21 protein-coding genes are annotated in these 18,309 nt (G+C 73.3%); 12 read left to right on the forward strand and 9 right to left on the reverse strand.

All coding sequences use genetic code 11. The annotated features are described in order from the left end of the window. Positions 1 to 23: 23 nt before the first annotated feature. The gene (locus tag IRX98_RS07815; RefSeq protein ID WP_224275551.1) at positions 24 to 680 is read right to left on the reverse strand and encodes an HAD family hydrolase; all 657 of its coding nucleotides are present in this window, start codon (positions 678 to 680) and stop codon (positions 24 to 26) included. Beyond that, positions 680 to 1,444, reverse strand: coding sequence for an SDR family NAD(P)-dependent oxidoreductase (locus IRX98_RS07820; RefSeq protein ID WP_224275553.1), 765 nt, complete (start codon positions 1,442 to 1,444; stop codon positions 680 to 682). The genes IRX98_RS07815 and IRX98_RS07820 overlap by 1 nt, the downstream gene beginning before the upstream one ends. Positions 1,445 to 1,504: 60 nt before the next feature. Between IRX98_RS07820 and IRX98_RS07825 the strand changes: the two genes are divergently transcribed. Then, positions 1,505 to 2,365 (forward strand): ParA family protein, encoded by an 861-nt coding sequence (locus IRX98_RS07825; protein ID WP_224275556.1) that lies wholly within the window; start codon positions 1,505 to 1,507, stop codon positions 2,363 to 2,365. A 3-nt stretch (positions 2,366 to 2,368) separates the two neighbouring features. Here IRX98_RS07825 and IRX98_RS07830 read toward each other — a convergent pair whose 3' ends face one another. Then, a complete protein-coding gene (locus IRX98_RS07830) occupies positions 2,369 to 3,766 on the reverse strand; it encodes a DEAD/DEAH box helicase (protein WP_224275561.1) in 1,398 nt (465 codons plus the stop codon). Between the two features lie 157 nt (positions 3,767 to 3,923). On the opposite strand from IRX98_RS07830, the gene IRX98_RS07835 reads away from it, so the two are divergent. Continuing rightward, the gene (locus tag IRX98_RS07835; RefSeq protein ID WP_224275564.1) at positions 3,924 to 4,598 is read left to right on the forward strand and encodes a ferritin-like fold-containing protein; all 675 of its coding nucleotides are present in this window, start codon (positions 3,924 to 3,926) and stop codon (positions 4,596 to 4,598) included. Positions 4,599 to 4,607: 9 nt separating this feature from the next. Here IRX98_RS07835 and IRX98_RS07840 read toward each other — a convergent pair whose 3' ends face one another. From IRX98_RS07840 to IRX98_RS07850, 3 genes are read right to left on the reverse strand one after another with little or no spacing between them, the layout of a single operon-like run. Continuing rightward, positions 4,608 to 4,922, reverse strand: a complete 315-nt coding sequence (locus IRX98_RS07840) for a GlsB/YeaQ/YmgE family stress response membrane protein (RefSeq protein ID WP_224275568.1) — start codon at positions 4,920 to 4,922, stop codon at positions 4,608 to 4,610. Between the two features lie 16 nt (positions 4,923 to 4,938). Further along, the gene (locus IRX98_RS07845; RefSeq protein ID WP_207084358.1) at positions 4,939 to 5,157 is read right to left on the reverse strand and encodes a DUF3107 domain-containing protein; all 219 of its coding nucleotides are present in this window, start codon (positions 5,155 to 5,157) and stop codon (positions 4,939 to 4,941) included. 52 nt (positions 5,158 to 5,209) lie between these two features. Next, positions 5,210 to 5,797, reverse strand: a complete 588-nt coding sequence (locus IRX98_RS07850) for a TetR/AcrR family transcriptional regulator (protein ID WP_224275758.1) — start codon at positions 5,795 to 5,797, stop codon at positions 5,210 to 5,212. Between the two features lie 236 nt (positions 5,798 to 6,033). Here IRX98_RS07850 and moeZ point away from each other — a divergent pair, with 236 nt between their 5' ends. The 9 genes from moeZ (at position 6,034) to IRX98_RS07895 (ending at position 13,272) form a co-directional block, all read left to right on the forward strand. After that, positions 6,034 to 7,233, forward strand: coding sequence for an adenylyltransferase/sulfurtransferase MoeZ (gene moeZ / locus IRX98_RS07855; protein ID WP_224275571.1), 1,200 nt, complete (start codon positions 6,034 to 6,036; stop codon positions 7,231 to 7,233). Positions 7,234 to 7,305: 72 nt separating this feature from the next. Further along, complete coding sequence (locus IRX98_RS07860; RefSeq protein ID WP_224275574.1) at positions 7,306 to 8,178, forward strand: serine protease family protein; 873 nt, start codon at positions 7,306 to 7,308, stop codon at positions 8,176 to 8,178. A 55-nt stretch (positions 8,179 to 8,233) separates the two neighbouring features. Then, entirely contained in the window at positions 8,234 to 9,028 is a 795-nt protein-coding gene (locus IRX98_RS07865; protein WP_224275578.1) for a DUF4129 domain-containing protein, read from the forward strand. Continuing rightward, positions 9,025 to 9,468, forward strand: coding sequence for a hypothetical protein (locus IRX98_RS07870; protein WP_224275581.1), 444 nt, complete (start codon positions 9,025 to 9,027; stop codon positions 9,466 to 9,468). Before IRX98_RS07865 ends, IRX98_RS07870 begins: the two co-directional genes overlap by 4 nt. Then, positions 9,461 to 10,462, forward strand: a complete 1,002-nt coding sequence (locus IRX98_RS07875) for an AAA family ATPase (protein ID WP_224275583.1) — start codon at positions 9,461 to 9,463, stop codon at positions 10,460 to 10,462. The genes IRX98_RS07870 and IRX98_RS07875 overlap by 8 nt, the downstream gene beginning before the upstream one ends. Further along, positions 10,459 to 11,733, forward strand: coding sequence for a DUF58 domain-containing protein (locus IRX98_RS23390; protein WP_224275584.1), 1,275 nt, complete (start codon positions 10,459 to 10,461; stop codon positions 11,731 to 11,733). Before IRX98_RS07875 ends, IRX98_RS23390 begins: the two co-directional genes overlap by 4 nt. After that, positions 11,730 to 12,248, forward strand: a complete 519-nt coding sequence (locus tag IRX98_RS07885) for a hypothetical protein (RefSeq protein WP_224275586.1) — start codon at positions 11,730 to 11,732, stop codon at positions 12,246 to 12,248. The genes IRX98_RS23390 and IRX98_RS07885 overlap by 4 nt, the downstream gene beginning before the upstream one ends. Then, positions 12,245 to 12,592 (forward strand): MGMT family protein, encoded by a 348-nt coding sequence (locus tag IRX98_RS07890; protein WP_224275587.1) that lies wholly within the window; start codon positions 12,245 to 12,247, stop codon positions 12,590 to 12,592. Before IRX98_RS07885 ends, IRX98_RS07890 begins: the two co-directional genes overlap by 4 nt. Before the next feature lie 5 nt (positions 12,593 to 12,597). Next, positions 12,598 to 13,272: a lysophospholipid acyltransferase family protein gene (locus IRX98_RS07895; protein ID WP_224275588.1), complete on the forward strand. Its 675-nt coding sequence runs from the start codon at positions 12,598 to 12,600 to the stop codon at positions 13,270 to 13,272. Here IRX98_RS07895 and IRX98_RS07900 read toward each other — a convergent pair. From IRX98_RS07900 to IRX98_RS07910, 3 genes are all read right to left on the reverse strand, one after another. Next, positions 13,245 to 14,648 carry a YlbE family protein gene (locus tag IRX98_RS07900; RefSeq protein ID WP_224275590.1) on the reverse strand — a complete coding sequence of 468 codons (1,404 nt, stop codon included), beginning with the start codon at positions 14,646 to 14,648 and terminating at the stop codon, positions 13,245 to 13,247. The two genes, IRX98_RS07895 and IRX98_RS07900, sit on opposite strands and share 28 nt — an antisense overlap. Further along, positions 14,645 to 16,153, reverse strand: a complete 1,509-nt coding sequence (locus IRX98_RS07905) for an AllF/FdrA family protein (protein ID WP_224275592.1) — start codon at positions 16,151 to 16,153, stop codon at positions 14,645 to 14,647. Before IRX98_RS07905 ends, IRX98_RS07900 begins: the two co-directional genes overlap by 4 nt. 61 nt (positions 16,154 to 16,214) lie before the next feature. Then, positions 16,215 to 16,967 (reverse strand): oxamate carbamoyltransferase subunit AllH family protein, encoded by a 753-nt coding sequence (locus IRX98_RS07910; protein ID WP_224275595.1) that lies wholly within the window; start codon positions 16,965 to 16,967, stop codon positions 16,215 to 16,217. Between the two features lie 80 nt (positions 16,968 to 17,047). On the opposite strand from IRX98_RS07910, the gene IRX98_RS07915 reads away from it, so the two are divergent. Further along, entirely contained in the window at positions 17,048 to 18,307 is a 1,260-nt protein-coding gene (locus IRX98_RS07915) for a PucR family transcriptional regulator (RefSeq protein ID WP_224275597.1), read from the forward strand. Positions 18,308 to 18,309: the final 2 nt, after the last annotated feature.

Below are 18,309 nucleotides of genomic sequence, written 5' to 3' on the forward strand. Positions count from 1 at the left end.
GGATGTTCGCAGGGCGCCCTCCGTCACCCCAGCAGCGCGGCGAGGTCTGCGACCGTCCGGCCCGCAAGGGTCGGCCAGGTGGTGAAGTCGCCGACGTCAGGCAGCACCGCGTCGTTCGGCACGGCGAGCGTCGCGGCACCCGACGCCATGGCCGACGCGAGCCCGTTGGACGAGTCCTCGACCGCCACACACTGCTCGATGCGTACGCCGAGCAGCTCGGCCGCGCGCAGGTAGGGCTCGGGCGACGGCTTGGTGCGGGTGACGTCCTCGGCACCGACGACCACGCTGATGGCACCGTCCGGCGCGGCACCCGCCACCAGCGCGGCCATCTCGTGGCTCGAGGTGGTCGCGATGGCACAGGGGACGCCCTGCTGCCGCAGGGCTGTCAGCAGCTCCCGTGCACCCGGACGCCACGGCACGGTCTCGCGGAGCGAGTCGATGACCGCGCGCTCCAGCGTCGCGACCAGCTCGGCCGCCTCGAGGTCGACGCCCGCCGCCTGCATCGCCAGCGCGGTGTCGTGCATGTCCGCACCCACGAGCGCCAGGCCCTGCTCGGTCGACCACGTCCCGCCGTGCTGCTCGGCCATGGCGAACTGCTGCGCGATCCAGATCGGCTCGCTGTCGATGAGGGTGCCGTCCATGTCCCACAGGACGGCGGCGATGGTGGCGGTCGCGGGCACTACTTCCGTCCCATCGACTGCGTCAGCCGCAGCACCCGGTTGGGGATGACCGAGGTGAGCGCGCGGACGGCCTTGTACTGCGCTCCCGGGATCGAGTAGACGCGACCCTTCTCGAAGTCCTTCAGCGACGTGCTCACGAGGAACTCGACGTCGAGCCACATGAACCCGTCGCCGCGCGTGACCTGCATCCGCTCGTGGAACTCGGTCTTGGTGAAGCCCGGGCACAGGGCCATGACCTTCACGCCACGCGAGGCGTACTCCAGGTGCGCCCACTCGCTGAAGCTGTTGACCCACGCCTTGGCGGCGGAGTAGCTGCCCCGGGGGAGGAAGGCGGCGACGCTGGAGACGTTGATGATTCCCCCGTGGCCGCGCTCGGCCATCGCGCCGAGAGCGGCGTGGCTCAGCCGCAGCACCGCGGTGACCAGCACCTCGAGCATCGCGGTCTCCTCGTCGGCGGTGTTGTCGAGGAAGCGCTTCTTCAGCCCGAAGCCGGCGTTGTTGACCAGCAGGTCGACCGGGTTGTCGCGATCGGCCAGGCGCGCCTCCACGCGGGCCAGGTCCGCGCGGTCGGTGAGGTCGGCGACCAGCACCTCGACGTCGACCTGGTGGGCGCGGCGAAGCTCCTCGGCCACCGCCTCGAGGCGGGCCGCGTCGCGGGCGACCAGGACGAGGTCGTCGCCGCGCGCGGCGAGCTGGACGGCGTACTCGTGGCCGATGCCGGCGGTCGCGCCGGTGATGAGGGAGGTCGTCTTCTGGGGAGGCATGCGGCCAGCATTTCAGGACGACCCCACCGCCCGCGACCCCGTCCGGCACAATGGGCGGTGATGAGCACACAGAGCCCGATCACGCTGGCCGTCGCCAACCAGAAGGGTGGCGTCGCCAAGACCACCTCCGTCGCGTCGATCGGGGCCGCGCTGGCCGAGCTGGGCCATCGCGTCCTGCTGGTCGACCTCGACCCCCAGGCGTGCCTGACCTTCTCCCTCGGCATCGACCCCGAGGACCTCGACGTCTCGGTCCACCACGTCCTGACCCAGGGCGTGGACCCGATCGAGGTGATCATCGAGACCGAGGACGGCGTCGACGTCCTGCCCGCCACCATCGAGCTCGCCCGCGCGGAGGCCGACCTGCTGACCCGCACCGGGCGCGAGCACGTCATCAAGGGCGCGCTCGAGCAGCTCGCCGAGGACCTCGGCGACGAGGCGTACGACTGGGTGCTGCTCGACTGCCCGCCCTCGCTCGGCGTGCTGACGGTCGCCGCGCTCACGGCTGCCGACGGCGTGCTGGTGCCGCTGCAGTGCGAGACGCTGTCGCACCGCGGGGTCGGCCAGCTGCTCGACACCGTCCACGACGTACGCCGCTTCACCAACCGCGGCCTCGAGGTGTGGGGCGTGCTGCCGACGCTCTACGACGGCCGCACCAACCACGCCCGCACGGTGCTGGAGACCATCAGCGAGACCTACGACCTCGAGGTCGTCGAGCCGCCGATCCCCAAGACGATCAAGTTCGCCGAGGCACCCGCGGCGGGTCGCTCGATCCTCGCGACGAGCCGCACCAACAAGGGGGCGCAGGCCTACCGCGAGGTCGCGAAGAACCTCGTGGAGCGCGCCGCCCGGCCGAAGGCGAAGAAGACGGCGAAGAAGAAGCCGGCCAAGAAGGCCGCCGCCACGAGGACGGCGGCCCGCTAGGGCTCAGGCCTGGGTGTCCTTCACCGGGGCGCCGCCGCGGGTCCTGCTGCGGCTGCGGTTGCGCCGACGCGGTGCGTCGCCGGACGCCTTCTCGCGCGTGCCGCCGTCGCGGGAGCCGCCATCACGCGAGCCACCGTCACGCGAGCCGCGCTCGCGCTGCGGGCGCTCCTTCTTCTCCACCGGCGCGGGGTCGACGATGCGGCCCTTGGTGCCGGCCGGGATGCCCTGGTCGTGGAAGAGGTGCTCGGAGGTCGAGTAGGTCTCCTGCGGCTCCGGGAAGGGCAGGTCGAGGGTCTTGTTGATCATCTTCCAGCGGTGCACGTCCGCCCAGTCGACGAAGGTGATCGCGATGCCCGAGGCGCCCGCGCGGCCGGTGCGGCCGATGCGGTGGACGTAGGTCTTGTCGTCCTCGGGGCAGGTGTAGTTGATGACGTGGGACACGCCGCGCACGTCGATGCCGCGGGCGGCGACGTCGGTGGCCACGAGCACGCGGATCTTGTCCTCGCGGAACTTCGCCAGCGCCTTCTCGCGCGCGACCTGGGCCATGTCGCCGTGCAGGGGGGAGGAGCTGAACCCGCGCTCGGCGAGGTCGTCGGCGACCCGCTGCGCCTGGCGCTTGGTGCGGGTGAAGACGATGATCTTCTCGGCGTCCTCGGCCTGCAGGACCCGGCCGATGATCTCGGGCTTGTCGAGGTCGTGGGCCAGGTAGATGAACTGCGCGGTCGCCGGCACCATCGTGGTGTCGTACGACGACTCGGCGCGGATGTTCATCGGGTGGCGCATGTGGGTGCGGGCCAGCGCGACGATCGCCGACGGCATGGTGGCCGAGAACAGCATCGTCTGGCGGGTCTCGGGCGTCTTCGACAGCAGCGTGATGACGTCGGGCAGGAAGCCGAGGTCGAGCATCTCGTCGGCCTCGTCGAGCACGAGCGCGTGCACGTGGGAGAGGTCGAGGGCACGGCGGTTGGCCAGGTCGATGAGGCGACCGGGGGTGCCGACCACGATGTCGACGCCGGACTCGAGGGCCTCGAGCTGGGTGTCGTAGCCGACGCCGCCGTAGACGGTGAGGACCCGCAGGCCCATGTCCTTGCTGGCGAGGTGGAGGTCGTTGGACACCTGGAGCGCGAGCTCACGGGTGGGGGCGACGATGAGGGCCTGCGGCTTGCCCTGCGGGAGGTCGGCGTAGGCCGGGTTGCTCGGCGCGATGGAGCGCTGGAGGACCGGGATGCCGAAGGCGAGGGTCTTGCCGGTGCCCGTGCGGGCCTGGCCGATCAGGTCGGTGCCGAGCAGGGCGACCGAGAGGGTCATCTCCTGGATGGCGAAGGGGGTGGTGATGCCGGCGCGCTCGAGCGCGTCGCAGATCTCGGGCAGGACGCCCAAGTCGCGGAAGGTGGTGGTCACGGATGTGTCGCTTTCGAAGAGTCGGATGTCCCACGCGTATGCGGTCAGTCCACTCGGGAAGGCGTGCAAGCAGGAGTGCCAACCGCGCACATACAGGCGGCCGCCGGTCAAGAAGTCGGCGGCTCGGTCACGGTGATGATATCGCTAGGCTGCGCGCATGACTGAATCGCCCGACGAGGACTACCGCCGCGCCGCCGTCGACCTCCTCGGGGCGATCGCCTACGGAGAGCTCTCCGCCTTCGAGCGGCTCGTCGAGGACGCCAAGATGGCGCCGGGCATCGGCGACAAGATCGCCATCGGCGCGATGGCGACCGCCGAGTTCGCCCACCTGCAGAAGCTGGTGGACCGTCTCGAGGAGCTCGGCGCCGACCCGGTCGAGGCGATGCAGGCCTTCCAGGCCAGCTTCGACAGCTTCCACGCCCACACCGCGCCCGCCGACTACTACGAGGGCCTGATCAAGGCCTACGTCGGCGACGGGCTCGCCGCCGACTTCTACCGCGAGATCGCGGCCTACCTCGACGCCGAGACCCGCGAGGTCATCATCGCCTCGCTCGAGGACGCCGGGCAGACCGCCTTCATCGTCGAGCGGGTGCGCGCCGGCATCGCCGAGGACCACCGCCTCGGCGGTCGCCTGGCGCTGTGGGGACGCCGGCTGATGGGCGAGGCGCTCACCCAGGCGCAGCGGGTCGCGGGCGACCGCGAGTCGCTCACCGCCCTGCTGGCCGGGGGAGTGGACCGACCCGGGCTCGACCTCGCCGCCCTCGGACGGATGTTCACCCGGCTGACCGAGCTGCACGCGGCGCGGATGGCGCAGCTCGGCCTCGACGCCTGAGCGGACTGGTCAGGACCGCCGGACGGCGCGGCCGGTGACGGTGGCAGCGATCACCACGAGCACGGCGGCGGTGCCGACCTGCCACAGGTGACGCCACCAGTCGAGCCCGGGGTTGGTGTCGTACATGTCGCCGCGCGCGTAGCCGTCGGCCACGCCGAAGACGCCGTAGTAGAGGTAGGTGCCGACGAACGCGCCGCCGACGCCGCACAGGACGGTCAGCCACAGCGGGATGTTGTCGCGGTCGCCGGGCGCGACCGCCTTGCCGAGGAAGCCGATGACCAGGCCCAGGGCGAGGGTGACCAGGACGGTCCAGATCAGTCCCACGGGCCGGCCTCCCGGCTCAGCGGAAGCCGACGGTGCTGGATGTCGGCGAGCCCAGCTCGACGTAGGCGATCTTGTCCGCGGGCACGACGACCGCGCGGCCCTTCACGTCGGCCAGGCGCAGAACGCCGTTGCCGGCGAGCGCCTCGGCGAGGCGGGCCTCGATGTCCTCGGGCGTGCTGTCGGTGTCGAGCACCAGCTCGCGCTGGGCGTGCTGCACGCCGATCTTGACCTCCACGATGTTGCTCCTTGCTCAGTTCGTCAGGGGTGTGTGGTGCGAGTCTGTCCGGTCAGTGGTCGTCGGTCATCGGGTAGCCCCGGATCCCGCGCCAGGCGAGGCCGGCGATGAGGGCCGCAGCGTCGTCCTGGGTGATGCCTCCGCCGCCCGCGAGCCAGAACCGCGCCGAGACCTGCGCCATTCCCACCAGGGACACGGCGAGCAGCTCGGAGGCCTCGTCGGGCAGGCCGGTGTCGGTGCGGATCACGTCGGCGATCATCGAGGCGCACTCGATGGTGACCCGGTCGACGCGCTCGCGCACGTCGGGCTCGCTGGTGAGGTCGGACTCGAAGACGAGGCGGAAGGCGCCCTCCTCGGAGGCGACGTAGCTGTAGAACACCTTCATCGTCGCCGCGACGCGGTCCTTGTTGTCCGTGGTCGAGGCGAGCGCCTCGCGGCAGCCGTCGATGATGGTGTCGCAGGAGGCGTCGAGCAGCGCGAGGTAGAGGTCGAGCTTGCCCGGGAAGTGCTGGTAGAGCACGGGCTTGGAGACGCCGGCGCGCTCGGCGATGTCGTCCATCGCAGCCGCGTGGTAGCCCTGGGCGACGAAGACCTCGAGGGCCGACTCGAGCAGCTGCACGCGTCGCTCCCGACGCGGCATCCGCCCGCCGCGCGGTCGCGGGAGCGCGCCGTCGGGCGTGGTGTCGGGGCTGCCTGCGGTCACGTCGTGCTCCTGGTGCTGACTGGCGGATACTCCTGGGTAGTGCGGGGCGAGCCTATCCGCCCCGCACCGGTCCGGATGCCGGGACGTCGTACGGCGGGTCGCGGGGCCGGGGGGAACATGGACGGGTTCCCGATGGTTGTGCCGGGACCTGGTCGTCTGACGAAGGAGTCACCGTGTCGTACCCCGCGCTCGTCGAGCCGGCTGCCGAGCTCACCACCGACGAGGTGCGCCGCTACAGCCGCCACCTGATCATCCCGGACGTCGGCATGAGCGGGCAGAAGCGCCTGAAGAACGCCAAGGTGCTCGTCATCGGCGCGGGAGGCCTCGGCTCGCCGGCGCTGCTCTACCTCGCCGCCGCGGGCGTGGGCACCATCGGCATCGCCGAGTTCGACGAGGTCGACGAGTCGAACCTCCAGCGCCAGATCATCCACGGGATGTCGGACATCGGACGCCCGAAGGCGGTGTCGGCCCAGGAGTCGATCTCCGAGGTCAACCCCTACGTCGAGGTCGTGGTGCACAACGAGCGCCTCGACAACGACAACGTGCTGCAGATCTTCGAGGGCTACGACCTGATCGTCGACGGCACCGACAACTTCGCCACGCGCTACATGGTCAACGACGCGGCCTACTTCCTGAAGATCCCCTACGTCTGGGGCTCGATCTACCGCTTCGACGGCCAGGCCTCGGTGTTCGCGCCGTCCATGTCCGACGAGGCGCCGTGCTACCGCTGCCTCTACCCCGAGCCCCCGCCGCCGGGCATGGTGCCCAGCTGCGCCGAGGGCGGCGTGCTCGGCGTGCTGTGCGCCAGCATCGGCTCGATCCAGGTCAACGAGGCGATCAAGCTGCTGACCGGCATCGGCGACCCGGCCATCGGCAAGCTCGTCATCTACGACGCACTCGAGCTCGAGTGGCGCAAGCTCAAGGTCCGCAAGGACCCGAACTGCGCGCTGTGCGGCGAGAACGCCACCGTCACGGGCCTCATCGACTACGACGCCTTCTGCGGCGCGGTGTCCGACGAGGCCGCCGAGGCCGCTGCCGGCTCGACGATCTCGGTCGTCCAGCTCGAGCAGATGCTCAAGGAGCGCGAGGCCGGCGAGCGCGACTTCACCCTCATCGACGTGCGCGAGCCCAACGAGTTCGAGATCAACAAGATCCCGGGCGCGGTGCTGGTGCCGAAGGGCGAGTTCCTCAACGGCAACGCCTTGGGCGACCTGCCCGCCGACAAGCCGATCGTGCTGCACTGCAAGTCGGGCGTGCGCTCGGCCGAGGTGCTCGCGATCGTCAAGGGCGCGGGCTACGCCGACGCCGTCCACGTCGGCGGCGGCGTGGTGGCCTGGGTGAGCCAGATCGACCCCAGCCAGCCGGCGTACTGACCGGGACCTGACCACCTGCTGACGGCGAGGGACGGGGCGTAACCGCCCCGCGGGGGCTTCGTTGGACCGTGCATGCGCACTCCGACGAAGCTCCTGTCCCTCGCCGCGGCGTCCGGCCTGCTCGCCGCTGCCGCCACCAGCGCCCCGGCCTCCGCGGCGCCGAAGAAGCAGGCCCGTGCCGCGTGGGCGCCGGCTGCCAGCGCCTCGATCCATCCCGGGGTGCAGATGTACACCGAGGGTGCCCAGTGCACCGCCAACTTCGTCTACACCGACGGCTCCGGTGCGACGTACGTCGGCTACGCCGCGCACTGCGCCGGCACCGGTGAGGCGACCGACACCAACGGGTGCGACGCCGGCTCCCTCCCGCTCGGCACCCGCGTCGACTTCGTCGAGGGCGGCTCGCTGCTCGGCGAGGGCACGAAGGTCGGCTCCGGCACGCTGGCGTACTCGTCGTGGCTCACGATGCAGCAGCGCGGCGAGACCGACGCGGACGCCTGTGCCTACAACGACCTGGCCCTGGTGAAGGTCGACGCCGCCGACGTCGCGAAGGTCAATCCGTCGGTGCCCTTCTGGGGCGGCCCGGTCGGCATCGACACCGACGGCACGTCCGCGGGCGAGTCCGTCTACTCCTACGGCAACTCCAGCCTGCGCGCCGGCATCGAGCTGCTCTCGCCCAAGCAGGGCACCAGCCTCGGGACCGACCCGAGCGGCTGGTCGCACCCGGTCTACACCGTGACGCCCGGCGTGCCCGGTGACTCCGGCAGCGCCTTCCTCGACGCCGACGGCAACGCGCTCGGCACCCTGTCGACGCTCGCCCTCGCGCCGCTGGCGGGCTCCAACGGTGTCGGTGACCTGTCCCGCGAGCTGTCGTACGCCCAGGCGCACGGCCCGATCGCCGGCCTGCGCCTGGTGCCGGGCACGGAGCCCTTCAGCCCGGTGCTCTGACGCACCTCCTCGACACGTCCTCGCGTGGCGCGCCCCGGTCACCTAGGGTCGCGCCATGCGTGCGTTCGGGGGGCTGCCGGCGGGACTGCGTGCCGTCCTGGCGGTGGCCGCCACCAGCCTGCTGATGGTCGTGGTCGCCTGGGCGACCCTCATCGGTCCCGACCAGGTGTTCACCGGCCCCGGCGTGGTCGAGCGGACCCCGACGACCACGACCCGCACCTGCCTCCCGCTCGTGGTGACGACGGCTCCCGACGGCACGGTCGGGACCACGGTCCCGGACAACCCGCAGGGCCTCCCGCTGTGCGAGGAGCCGGACACCTCGCGCCAGGACGCGATCGACCTCGTCGAGCAGGCCGACCCGCCACTGTGGCTCAAGCTGCTGGTCTGGGCCTTCCTGATCGCCGTGCTCGTCGCGGTCATCGCCCTCGTCGTGTGGGTGGTGGCGAACCTGGTGGGGCGTCGGCAGACCCGCGCGCGCGAGCGGCGTGAGGAGGTCGGGTTCACCACCCTCGGCGAGCCGGCCCGGCTGGTCGAGGCGATCACCGCCGACGCCGCGCAGCAGGACGCCGCGCTGCACGACGGCGACCCGCGCAACGCCATCGTCGCGGCGTGGCTGCGCTTCGAGGTGCAGGGGGAGGCCGCGGGTGTCGGGCGCCGGTCGTGGGAGACCTCGTCGGAGTACGCCCTGCGCGTGCTCGACCTCGTCTCCGCGGACACCGGAGCGGTCAACCGGCTGGCGGGCCTCTACCGCGAGGCCAGGTTCAGCGAGCACCCGATCACCGAGCAGCACCGCACCGACGCGCTCGAGGCGCTGACCGCGATCCGCCGCAGCCTCGGGGTGCGGCCGTGAGGGCACCCTGGAAGGACGTCCCGCAGGGCTGGCGCAGCCGGATCCTCCTCGGCACGCTCGCCGCGGTGGTCGGCTACGGAGCCGCCGTGCTGCTGCGCTTCGACCCCCAGCCAGGGCCGTACGCCGTCATGTCCGCCGTCGTGCTCGCCCTCGGCTGGCTCGTGCTCGACACCGTCGACGCGCCCGCCGCCGAGTGGGTGCCCCGCATCCAGCCCACCGGTGACCGGGTGGACGAGGTGACCTCCGACCTGCGGGTCCTGTCCAGCCACCAGCAGGCCAGTGAGCCGTCGGAGGCGCTGCGCGATCGCCTCGTCGCCCTGGCCCGCGCCCGCGACCCGGTGCTGGCCGACGACCTCCACCGCGAGCTCGACCCCCTGCGCCGCCTCTCGCCCGGCGAGATCGACCGCATCCTGACCCGAATCGAGGAAGTCCGTGACTGACGCCCCCACCCCCTCTGCCGCTCCGTCCGAGGTGGCGCCGTTCGCCGAGCGAGTCCTCGACGAGGTCGGCCGCGCCGTCGTCGGGAAGCGCGACGCGCTCAGCCTGGTGCTGGCCGGAATCCTGGCCAAGGGCCACGTGCTGCTCGAGGACTTCCCGGGCCTGGGCAAGACGCTCGCGGCGCGGTCCTTCGCCGGCGCGCTCGGCCTGGACTTCTCCCGTGCCCAGTTCACCCCCGACCTCCTGCCCGCCGACCTGACGGGGTCGTACGTCTACGACCAGCGCCGCGGCGAGTTCGACTTCCGGCCCGGTCCGGTCTTCGCCGGGCTGCTGCTGGCCGACGAGATCAACCGCACGCCGCCCAAGACCCAGTCGGCGCTCCTCGAGGCCATGCAGGAGGGGCAGGTGACCGTGGAGGGCCAGACCCACCGTCTCCCGACCCCCTTCCACGTGCTGGCCACCGCCAACCCCGTCGAGTACGAGGGCACCTACCCGCTGCCCGAGGCGCAGCTCGACCGGTTCCTGCTGCGGGTGGCCTTCGGCTACCCCACGGCGGCGGAGGAGGTCGACGTGCTGCGCCGGCGCCTGGACCGTCGGCGCGAGGAGGTCGCCATCGAGCAGGTCACCGACGCCGCAGGTCTCGCCGCGATGCAGGCGGCTGTGGAGCAGGTCGCCGTCGACGAGTCCGTCGCGCGCTACTGCGTCGACCTCGTGGACGCCACCCGTCGCCACTCCGACGTGCTCACCGGTGCCTCGCCCCGCGGCAGCCTCGGCCTGGTGCTGACCGCGCGCGCCTTGGCGGCGATCCGGGGCCGCGACTTCGTGGTGCCCGAGGACGTGAAGGTGGTGGCGCGCGCCGTGCTGGCGCACCGGGTCACGGTGAAGCCCGACCTCTGGATGACCCAGGCCTCGGGCGCCCGCGTGGTCGAGTCCGTGCTGACCAGCGTGGAGACACCGCACACCCTGGAGTCGCGCCCCGTGGAGTCGCGACGGTGAGCACCTGGCGACCGACGCCGTCGCTCGTCCGCGCCTGCCTCTTCGCGCTCGGCGGCCTCGCCGGCGGCGTGGTGGGTGGCCTCGACGTGCTGGTGATGCTGGCCGCCCCCTTCGTGGTCCTGGCCGCCATGGGGCTGGCCGGCCGCCCGCGGCGCGTGCCGACGGTCTCGACGCGCATCGACCACCACCGGCTGCACGAGGGCCAGGGCACGACGTCGCGGCTCGTGGTCGACGACCTCACGGGGATCGAGCACGCCACCCGGGTGGCCGGTCCCGCGCCGCACGTCGCCACCCGTCCGACGTACGGCGCCGCGGGGTCGCTCGTCGATGCCGGCCTTCCCGTCGTCGAGTTCAGCCCGCGCCGCTGGGGCCGCCGCGCGATCGGCGCCGAGCGGGTGGGACTGACGAGCTCCTGGGCCGGCTGGCAGTGGGGGCCGGTCGACATGCCCGAGCACGGGCTCAGCGTGCTGCCGCAGACCGCGCCGTACGACAGCCGCGCCGAGGTGCCGCAGCCCGACGGCCTGGTCGGACGACACCGCTCGCGCCGCATCGGCAGCGGCACCGAGTTCGAGGGCATCCGCCACTTCGCCGCCGGCGACCGGCTCAAGCGGATCACCTGGCCGGTGTCGCTGCGCACCGGTGAGCTCCACGTCATCACCACCCGTGCCGAGCAGGACGCCGGGGTGTGGCTCGTGGTCGACGGCCTGCGCGACATCGGCCGTTCGGGGGGCATCGACGGCGCGGCGAGCACCCTCGACCTCACCGTCCGCGCGGCGGCCGCGCTCGCCGAGCACCACGTCCGCACCGGTGACCGCGTCGGGCTGCTGGTCGTCGCCGCCGACCCCTCGCGCGTGCCCCTCGGGTCGGGGCCGCGGCACCTCCAGCGGATCCAGGCGGTCCTGGCGCGGATCCGCACCGAGGGCCGCAGCGTCGCGCCGGAGCGCCTCGACCTCGGGGCCGGCGCCGGCAGCGTCGTCCACGTGCTGTCGCCCATGCTCTTCACCCCGCTCGTGACCGCGACCGCGAGCCTGCAGCGCAGCGGAGCCTCGGTCGTGGTCATCGACACGTGGGGCGAGCGCGACGCCGGCTCCGACCGGCTGGCGCTGCCGAGCCTCGCCGCGCGGATGCAGAAGATCGAGCGCGACGACCGGCTCGAGCGGCTCGCCGCCCTCGGCTGCCCGGTCGTCCCGTGGCACGGACCGGGCACCCTCGACACGGTGCTGCAGCAGCTGGCCCGCAGGGCCCGGGTGCCGAAGGTGCGAGCCCGGTGAGCGCGCTCGACCGCGTCCTGACGCCCGGGCTCACCACCGGTGGGCTGGTGCTGCGGGTGGTCCTGGCGCTGCTCCCGTGCGCGGCGTTGGCGCTCGCGCTGCCGGAGGTGCCCCACCTGATCGTGACGGCCCTGGTGGTGGCCTGCTCGCTGCGGTGGGCAGTGACGCCCGACCACCCGGCCGGCGCGGCCGCCCTGCTGCTGGTCGGAGGGTGGTGGGCCGTGCACGACGTCGTCGACTGGCGGGTGCTCGTCGTCGCGGTGCTGCTCCTCACCGCCCACGTGGTCGCGACGCTCCTCGCCCACGGGCCGGCGACGCTCCCCGTGGACCCGCGCCTGGCCGGGCTGTGGCTGCGACGCGCGCTGCTGGCGCTCGTGCCGGTGCCCGTCGCCTGGCTGGCGGTGCGCGGCCTCGACGCCGACCTCGCCCCCTCGTGGTTGTGGCTCGTCGTCGCGCTGGTCCTCGGCGCGCTGCTCGTGCTGACCTCACGGCTCCTGGCGCCGGAGGTCGAGTGAGCACCGGTCGATCGAGCACCGGTGAGGAGCGCGAGCTCTACGCCGAGCTGGTGCTGCAGTGCGCCGAGTCGGTCCCGCGCGGTCGGGTCACGACGTACGGCGCCATCGCCGACGTGGTCGGTCAGCGGCTGGGGCGCGGCGGCCCCCGCCTCGTGGGCAACGTGATGGCCCGGCACGGCGCCGCGGTCGCGTGGTGGCGCGTGGTGCGGGCCGACGGCTCGCTGCCGCCGTCGCACGACGAGGAGGCCCGTCAGGCCTACCTCGAGGAGGGCACGCCCCTGCGCGCGAGCGGCGCGGTCGATCTGGGACGTGCGTTCGTCGCCCCGACCCTGCAGGCACAATGAGCGCCATGCTCTACACGGTCGCGCACGGAGTCATCCCACCGCTGGCCCGAGCCGTGTGGCGTCCCACGGTCGAGGGGCTGCACCACCTGCCGTCGACCGGCCCGGTGATCGTGGCGAGCAACCACCTGTCGTTCTTCGACTCCGTCGTCATCCCTGTGGTCGTGCCGCGCAAGGTGGTCTTCCTCGCCAAGTCCGACTACTTCACCGGCACCGGCGTGAAGGGCGCGCTGACCCGCACCTGGTTCGAGGGGCTCGGCATGCTGCCCGTCGACCGCGACGACACCAAGGCCGCGATCGCCAGCCTCGACACCGCGCTGGAGGTGCTGCGCCGCGGGGAGGCCTTCGGGATCTACCCCGAGGGCACGCGCTCGCGCGACGGCCGGCTCTACCGCGGCCGCACCGGCGTCGCCCACCTCGCGCTGACCGCCGGCTGCCCGGTCGTGCCGGTGGGGCTCCAGGGGACCGAGGACATCCAGCCCGTCGGCACCAGCCGGCCGCGGCTGCGCGGGGTCGACGTGACGGTGCGCTTCGGTGCGCCGATCCAGGTCGCGGGGGAGTACGACGGCGTGCCGAGCGGCCGCGCGCGCCGCGAGCTCACCGACCGGATCATGGCCGCCATCGGCGACCTGACCGGCCAGGAGCCCGCGGGCGTCTACAACGAGCGCCCGGGCACTGCCTGAGCCAGCGCGGCCAGCGCCTGCGGGAAGATCTCGGCCGGCGGCGTGACGAGGCCGGCGCCGACCTGGCCCACGCCGGCGACCGCACCGGCCATGCCGGTGTTGATCTGCGGCAGGATCCCGGTGCGGCACACCTTGCTCACGTCGATGCCGGTCGGGGTGCCCTGGAACTCCAGCACCGGGACGGACCAGCGCGGGTTCTCCGCGAGGGTGATCTCGTGCATGCGGCGGGTGGTGGCGAGCGCGTCGGGGACCGAGCCGCCGACGAGCCGCACGATCGCAGGAGCGGTCGCCATCGCGAAGCCGCCGATCCCGGCGGTCTCCGTGATCGCCGAGTCGCCGATGTCGGGGTTGGCGTCGTCGGGGCCGTAGTCGCCGAGGAAGAGGCCCTCGGCGACCTGGGCCGGGCCGGTGAACCATTGGTCGCCGGTGCCGGAGACCTGGATGCCGAAGTCGGTGCCGTTGCGCGCCATCGCCACCACCATCGTCGAGCCGGGCACGTCGCGCCCGGCGTCGAGGGCGAGCTTGCAGGCCGGCATCGCGAGGTTGAGGAAGAAGTGGTCGTTGCCGCCGACGAAGCGGAGCACGTCGGCGACGTCCTTGCTCGCGAAGCCACCTCCCTCGATGCTGCCGACCATCGCGGGGGAGAGGTCACGCAGCAGCATCAGCGTGCCGGCACGGTTGCGGTTGTGCGCCTCGTCGCCCATCTGCAGCATCTGGGTCAGGATGCCGGTGACGTCGGTCGCCTCCTCGGTGCCGCGGACGGCCGCCTGGAGCAGCGGGCCGAGCACGTCGCCCATCCAGCGCAGCCGGGTGAGCACGTCGGGACCGTAGGCGCCGTAGCGCAGCACCTTGCCGAGCCCCTCGTTGAGCGAGCAGTAGGTCCGCTTGCCGGTGGCGCGGTCCTCCAGGACCCACATCCACATCGACGGCGTGACCACGCCCGCCATCGGGCCCACCGCGCTGCGGTGGTGGCAGGGCTCGAGGCTGACCGAGCTGCCGGACTCGAAGAGCGCGACGGCGTCCTCGGGGTCCTCGACGAGGCCCTCCAGCGCTGCGCCGCCCATGAGGGCGCCGCGCAGCGGTCCTGAGGTGCGCTCCCACTCGATCGGCGGGCCGGCGTGCAGGAACTGGCCCTTCTCGAGGCCGAGGACCTCGCTCGCCGGAGCGACGTCGACGAGGTGGGCGGTGACGCCGAGCATCGCCTCGACCGCCCGGCGGTTGGCCTCGGGGCGCCGCCGGTCGGTGGCGACGGCGGCGAGGTCGTCCTGCGTGCCCGGCATCGGCGGGCGCCAGTCGACCCGCTCGACGTCCACGGCCTGGCCGGCGACGGCGTCGGCGAACATGCCTGCGCCGACGGTGACGACACTGGTGCTCACTGGTGGGCTCCTTCGGTTCGGCCGGAGGTTCGGCTCAGCAGGTCGAGGGCGCGGCGGGTGGCCGCGGCGTTGGAGAGGTGGACCTCCGCGCCCGCTGCGACGAGGGCGTCGCGCTGGGCGTCGAGGCCCTGCGGGTCGAGGTCGGTGCCGACGAGGCTGACGATCACGGGGATCGCCCGCTCGCTGCGCGCGGCGGTGATGGCCGGCGCGAGGTGGGCCGCAGGGTCGGGCTCGGCGCCGTGGCCGAGCACCAGGTCGAGCAGGATCACGCCGGTCGCGGGGTCAGCGGCCGCGCGGGCGATCTGCTCGTTGCGCAGCGTCGGGTCGATCATCGGGTGGGCCCGGCCCTGGGTGAGCGCGTCGTCGCCGAAGTCGACCATGACGTGGTCGTCGACGATGAGCTCCTCACCGAGCGCGAGGTCGTCGGAGAGCGGGATGTTGCTGCGGATCGGGCCGAGGGCCTCGGCGGCCATCAGCATCGACTCGTCGCACAACGTGCCGCCGACGAAGAGGCCGCGCAGCAGCGGACCGGTGGCGGGGCCGGTGTTGTCGGCGCCGTGGACCGGCCACTGCGGTGCTTCGTGGCCGAGCCGCGCCAGCACGGCCTCGGCGACGGCGGTGAGGTCGCGCTGGCCGCGCCCGAGCAGGCCGAGCTCGACGAGCGTGCTCAGTGCCTCGGCCTCGCGTGCCAGGGCCTCGGCGACCTCGGGTGCGGGCGGCTTCGACACCACCACGACCAGGTCCACGTCGGCGTCCGCGTCGAGCCGGCGCAGGGCCTCGCGCGTGGCGAGGCCGCCGACCGCGGAGGACAGGTCACGACCGCCGACGCCCAGCGCGTGGCGTACGCCCACTCCGTCCAGCGTCGCGCCGGCGTGGTGCAGCAGGGTGAGCAGCTGCTGGCAGCCGGTGCCGGACGCGGCGACCAGCCCGATGCGGCCCGGGCGCACGGCGTTCGCGAAGCCGAGACCGACGCCGTCGAGCAGTGCGGTGCCGCAGTCGGGACCCATGACGAGCGCGCCGCGGGTGGCGGCGTACGTCTTGAGCGCGACCTCCTCGGCCACCGGGACGTTGTCGCTGAAGACCATCACGTCGTGGCCGGCCTCGAGGGCGTCCATCGCCTCGACCGTGGCGCTCGCGCCCGGCACCGAGACGAGCACGACGGCTCCGGGTCCTCCGTGCCGCAGGGCCGAGCCGGTCGTGCGCGGCGGCGCCTGCGTGGTGTCGCCCGACGACGGGCGGGTGGGGACCAGGGCGGCGTCGACGGCCGCGAGCGCGGTGGCGACGTCGGCGTCGTCCTCGAGCCGGAGCGCGACCACCATGTCGTTGGGCGAGGAGGCCGGGACCTCGAAGCCCATGCCGATGAGCACCTCGAGGTTGAGGCCGGTGGCCATGGCCACCTGCGCGGCGACCACGCCGGGGGCGGCCTGCACCGCCCGGCTGACCTGGAGCAGGGTCACCGAGTCGGCGTACGCGCCGCTCCGGAGCTCGACGTGGTCCGTTGTCACGGGGTCCCCCCGGCGTTGTTCGGGGGAGCGCAGCGGAGGAGAAGAAGGTCGTGGGGTGTGGTCATGCAGCCCTCCCGGGGCGGTCGGTGGAGTGGTCGGTGCTGAGCGAGGTGAGGGCGAGCCGGGCACCGGCGAGGAGTCCGGCGCCGGAGGTGGCGCCGACGGCCAGCAGGGCCGCGGTCGTCGTGTCGTCGGGGACGGCGAGCCAGTCCGCGAGCTGGGGGAGCGCCTCGCCGTGCAGCGCGCACTCGAGGAGCGTGGCGGAGAGGAGCGTGGTGACGCCGAGGCGGCGGCGTACGGCTGCTGCGAGGACCGGGTCGGGGCGGCCGAGCGCGGCGCGGGTGGCGAGCCACCCGGCGAGGACGTCGTCGCCGAGCGGCGTCAGGCCGGGTCCGCGGCCGAGCAGGTGGTCGAGGTGCGCGGCGGTGAGCCGGCCGTGGGCGGGCAGGTCGAGCCAGGAGGCCACGACGGTCTCCGGTGCTGGACCGTGGTGGGCGTGGTGACCGACGCGGGTGGCGCGGGGGTCGACGAGCCGGGTGATGCGCAGCGCGCGGCCGCCGACGACGAGCTCGCCCGCGCTCACGTGCGCCGTCGGGCGCAGCGCGCCGAGGTCGGGCAGGGTCGACCAGAGTGCGCACGGCACCCGGGTCGCGCCGGCGGAGACCAGTCCCACGCACCAGCCGTCGAGGTCGAGGTAGACCGCGGTGCTGCTGGCGTGGAGCACTCGACGTGGTCCGTCCGGGGCGGCGGCGAGCCGCTCGCGGACCCGGATCGGTGCCGCGACCGGGATCGCGGAGGGGGTCGGGCTGGACATCACCGGACAGACGCTAGCGGCCCGTGGCACACTCGCGAATGTGAGTTCCTGACAAGCAAGGGGCGGAAGTGGGCCAAGACTTGATAAGCGACCGCGAGGCGGTCGCCGCACTGGAGCGGGCGGACGCGCTCCACACGGCGCTGTCGCACATCGTCCTGGAGGGCGGCGACCTCGCCGCCATCGCCGAGGCTGTCGGTGTCGCGCTCGGGTGCGGGGTGGTCTTCACCTCCACCGACGGCCGTGAGCGGGCCGCCCACCTCGACGAGGCGCAGCGAGAGGCCCTCGCCGGGGCCGACCTGCTCGACCCCACCGGGCGGGTGCGCGTCGAACGCATCGATCCCGACGGCACCTCCGTGGGCGGCGGGGAGGCGCTCGTACGCCGCGTGGTGGCGGCCGGCGTCGACCTGGCCCGCCTCGTGGCGCTGCGCCCCGAGGGCCACATCCACTCCTCCGACGTGCACGCACTCGAGCGTGCGGCGATCGTGGCTGCGCTGCTGGTGACGCGCGTCGAGGCGATCACGGCCGTGGAGAACAAGTACCGCGGCGACTTCCTGCGCGACGTGTTCCTGGGGCGCGCCGGCGAGGAGGACTACGTCGCCGAGCACGCCCAGGCCTTCGGCTGGCACCTCGGCCGCCCGGTGGTGGTCGTGGTCGGGGTGCTCGACCCCGACGCGATCGCCGCGCTCTCGGCCTCGCCGGAGGACCGGCGCGCGTGGCAGGACCGCTTCGCCCACGCCTGGCGCCAGGTCACCGCGACCGTCGACGGGAGCATCGCGTCGGTCGCCTTCAGCCGGGAGGTCGTCACCCTCATCCCGGTCGACCTCGAGGGTGACCTCGTGGCCCAGCACGCCGCGGTCGACCGGATCATCGAGGCGGTCCGCGGCGACCGGGGCGGCGGGCGGATCGCCTTCTCGGCCGGCATCAGCCGGGTGGCCCACGACCTGGGCGACCTCCCCGAGGCCTTCCGCCAGGCGCAGCGCGCCGTCGAGATCGGTCGCCGGGTGCACGGTGGTGGGTCGGTCACGCGGTTCGACCAGCTCGGCCTGCACCGGCTGCTCGCGCTGGTGCCCGACGGCGCGGAGCTGACGGCGTTCGCCGCGGACGTCCTCGGCCCGCTCGCCGAGCGCACGGCAGAGGCGGCCGACCTCCGCGAGACCCTGCAGGTGCTGCTCGACACCAACTTCAACGTCGCGGAGGCAGCACGCGCGCAGTTCTTCCACTACAACACGATGCGCTACCGCGTCGGCAAGCTGCAGCGGATCCTCGGCCCCGTCGCCAGCGACCCGCACCTGCGCCTCGACGTGGCCGTGGCGCTGAGGGCGCTGGAGATCGTGGACTGACC

The organism is Nocardioides lacusdianchii (assembly GCF_020102855.1).
Classification (GTDB): Bacteria; Actinomycetota; Actinomycetes; order Propionibacteriales; family Nocardioidaceae; genus Nocardioides; species Nocardioides lacusdianchii.

Excerpts from the sequence above, each read along its gene's own strand:
- IRX98_RS07860 (WP_224275574.1), top strand. The coding sequence starts at position 7,306 with ATGCGCACTCCGACGAAGCTCCTGTCCCTCGCCGCGGCGTCCGGCCTG.
- IRX98_RS07865 (WP_224275578.1), top strand. The coding sequence starts at position 8,234 with ATGCGTGCGTTCGGGGGGCTGCCGGCGGGACTGCGTGCCGTCCTGGCG.
- IRX98_RS07895 (WP_224275588.1), top strand. The coding sequence starts at position 12,598 with ATGCTCTACACGGTCGCGCACGGAGTCATCCCACCGCTGGCCCGAGCC.
- IRX98_RS07820 (WP_224275553.1), bottom strand. The coding sequence starts at position 1,444 with ATGCCTCCCCAGAAGACGACCTCCCTCATCACCGGCGCGACCGCCGGC.
- IRX98_RS07850 (WP_224275758.1), bottom strand. The coding sequence starts at position 5,797 with ATGCCGCGTCGGGAGCGACGCGTGCAGCTGCTCGAGTCGGCCCTCGAG.
- IRX98_RS07825 (WP_224275556.1), top strand. The coding sequence starts at position 1,505 with ATGAGCACACAGAGCCCGATCACGCTGGCCGTCGCCAACCAGAAGGGT.
- IRX98_RS07835 (WP_224275564.1), top strand. The coding sequence starts at position 3,924 with ATGACTGAATCGCCCGACGAGGACTACCGCCGCGCCGCCGTCGACCTC.
- IRX98_RS07910 (WP_224275595.1), bottom strand. The coding sequence starts at position 16,967 with ATGTCCAGCCCGACCCCCTCCGCGATCCCGGTCGCGGCACCGATCCGG.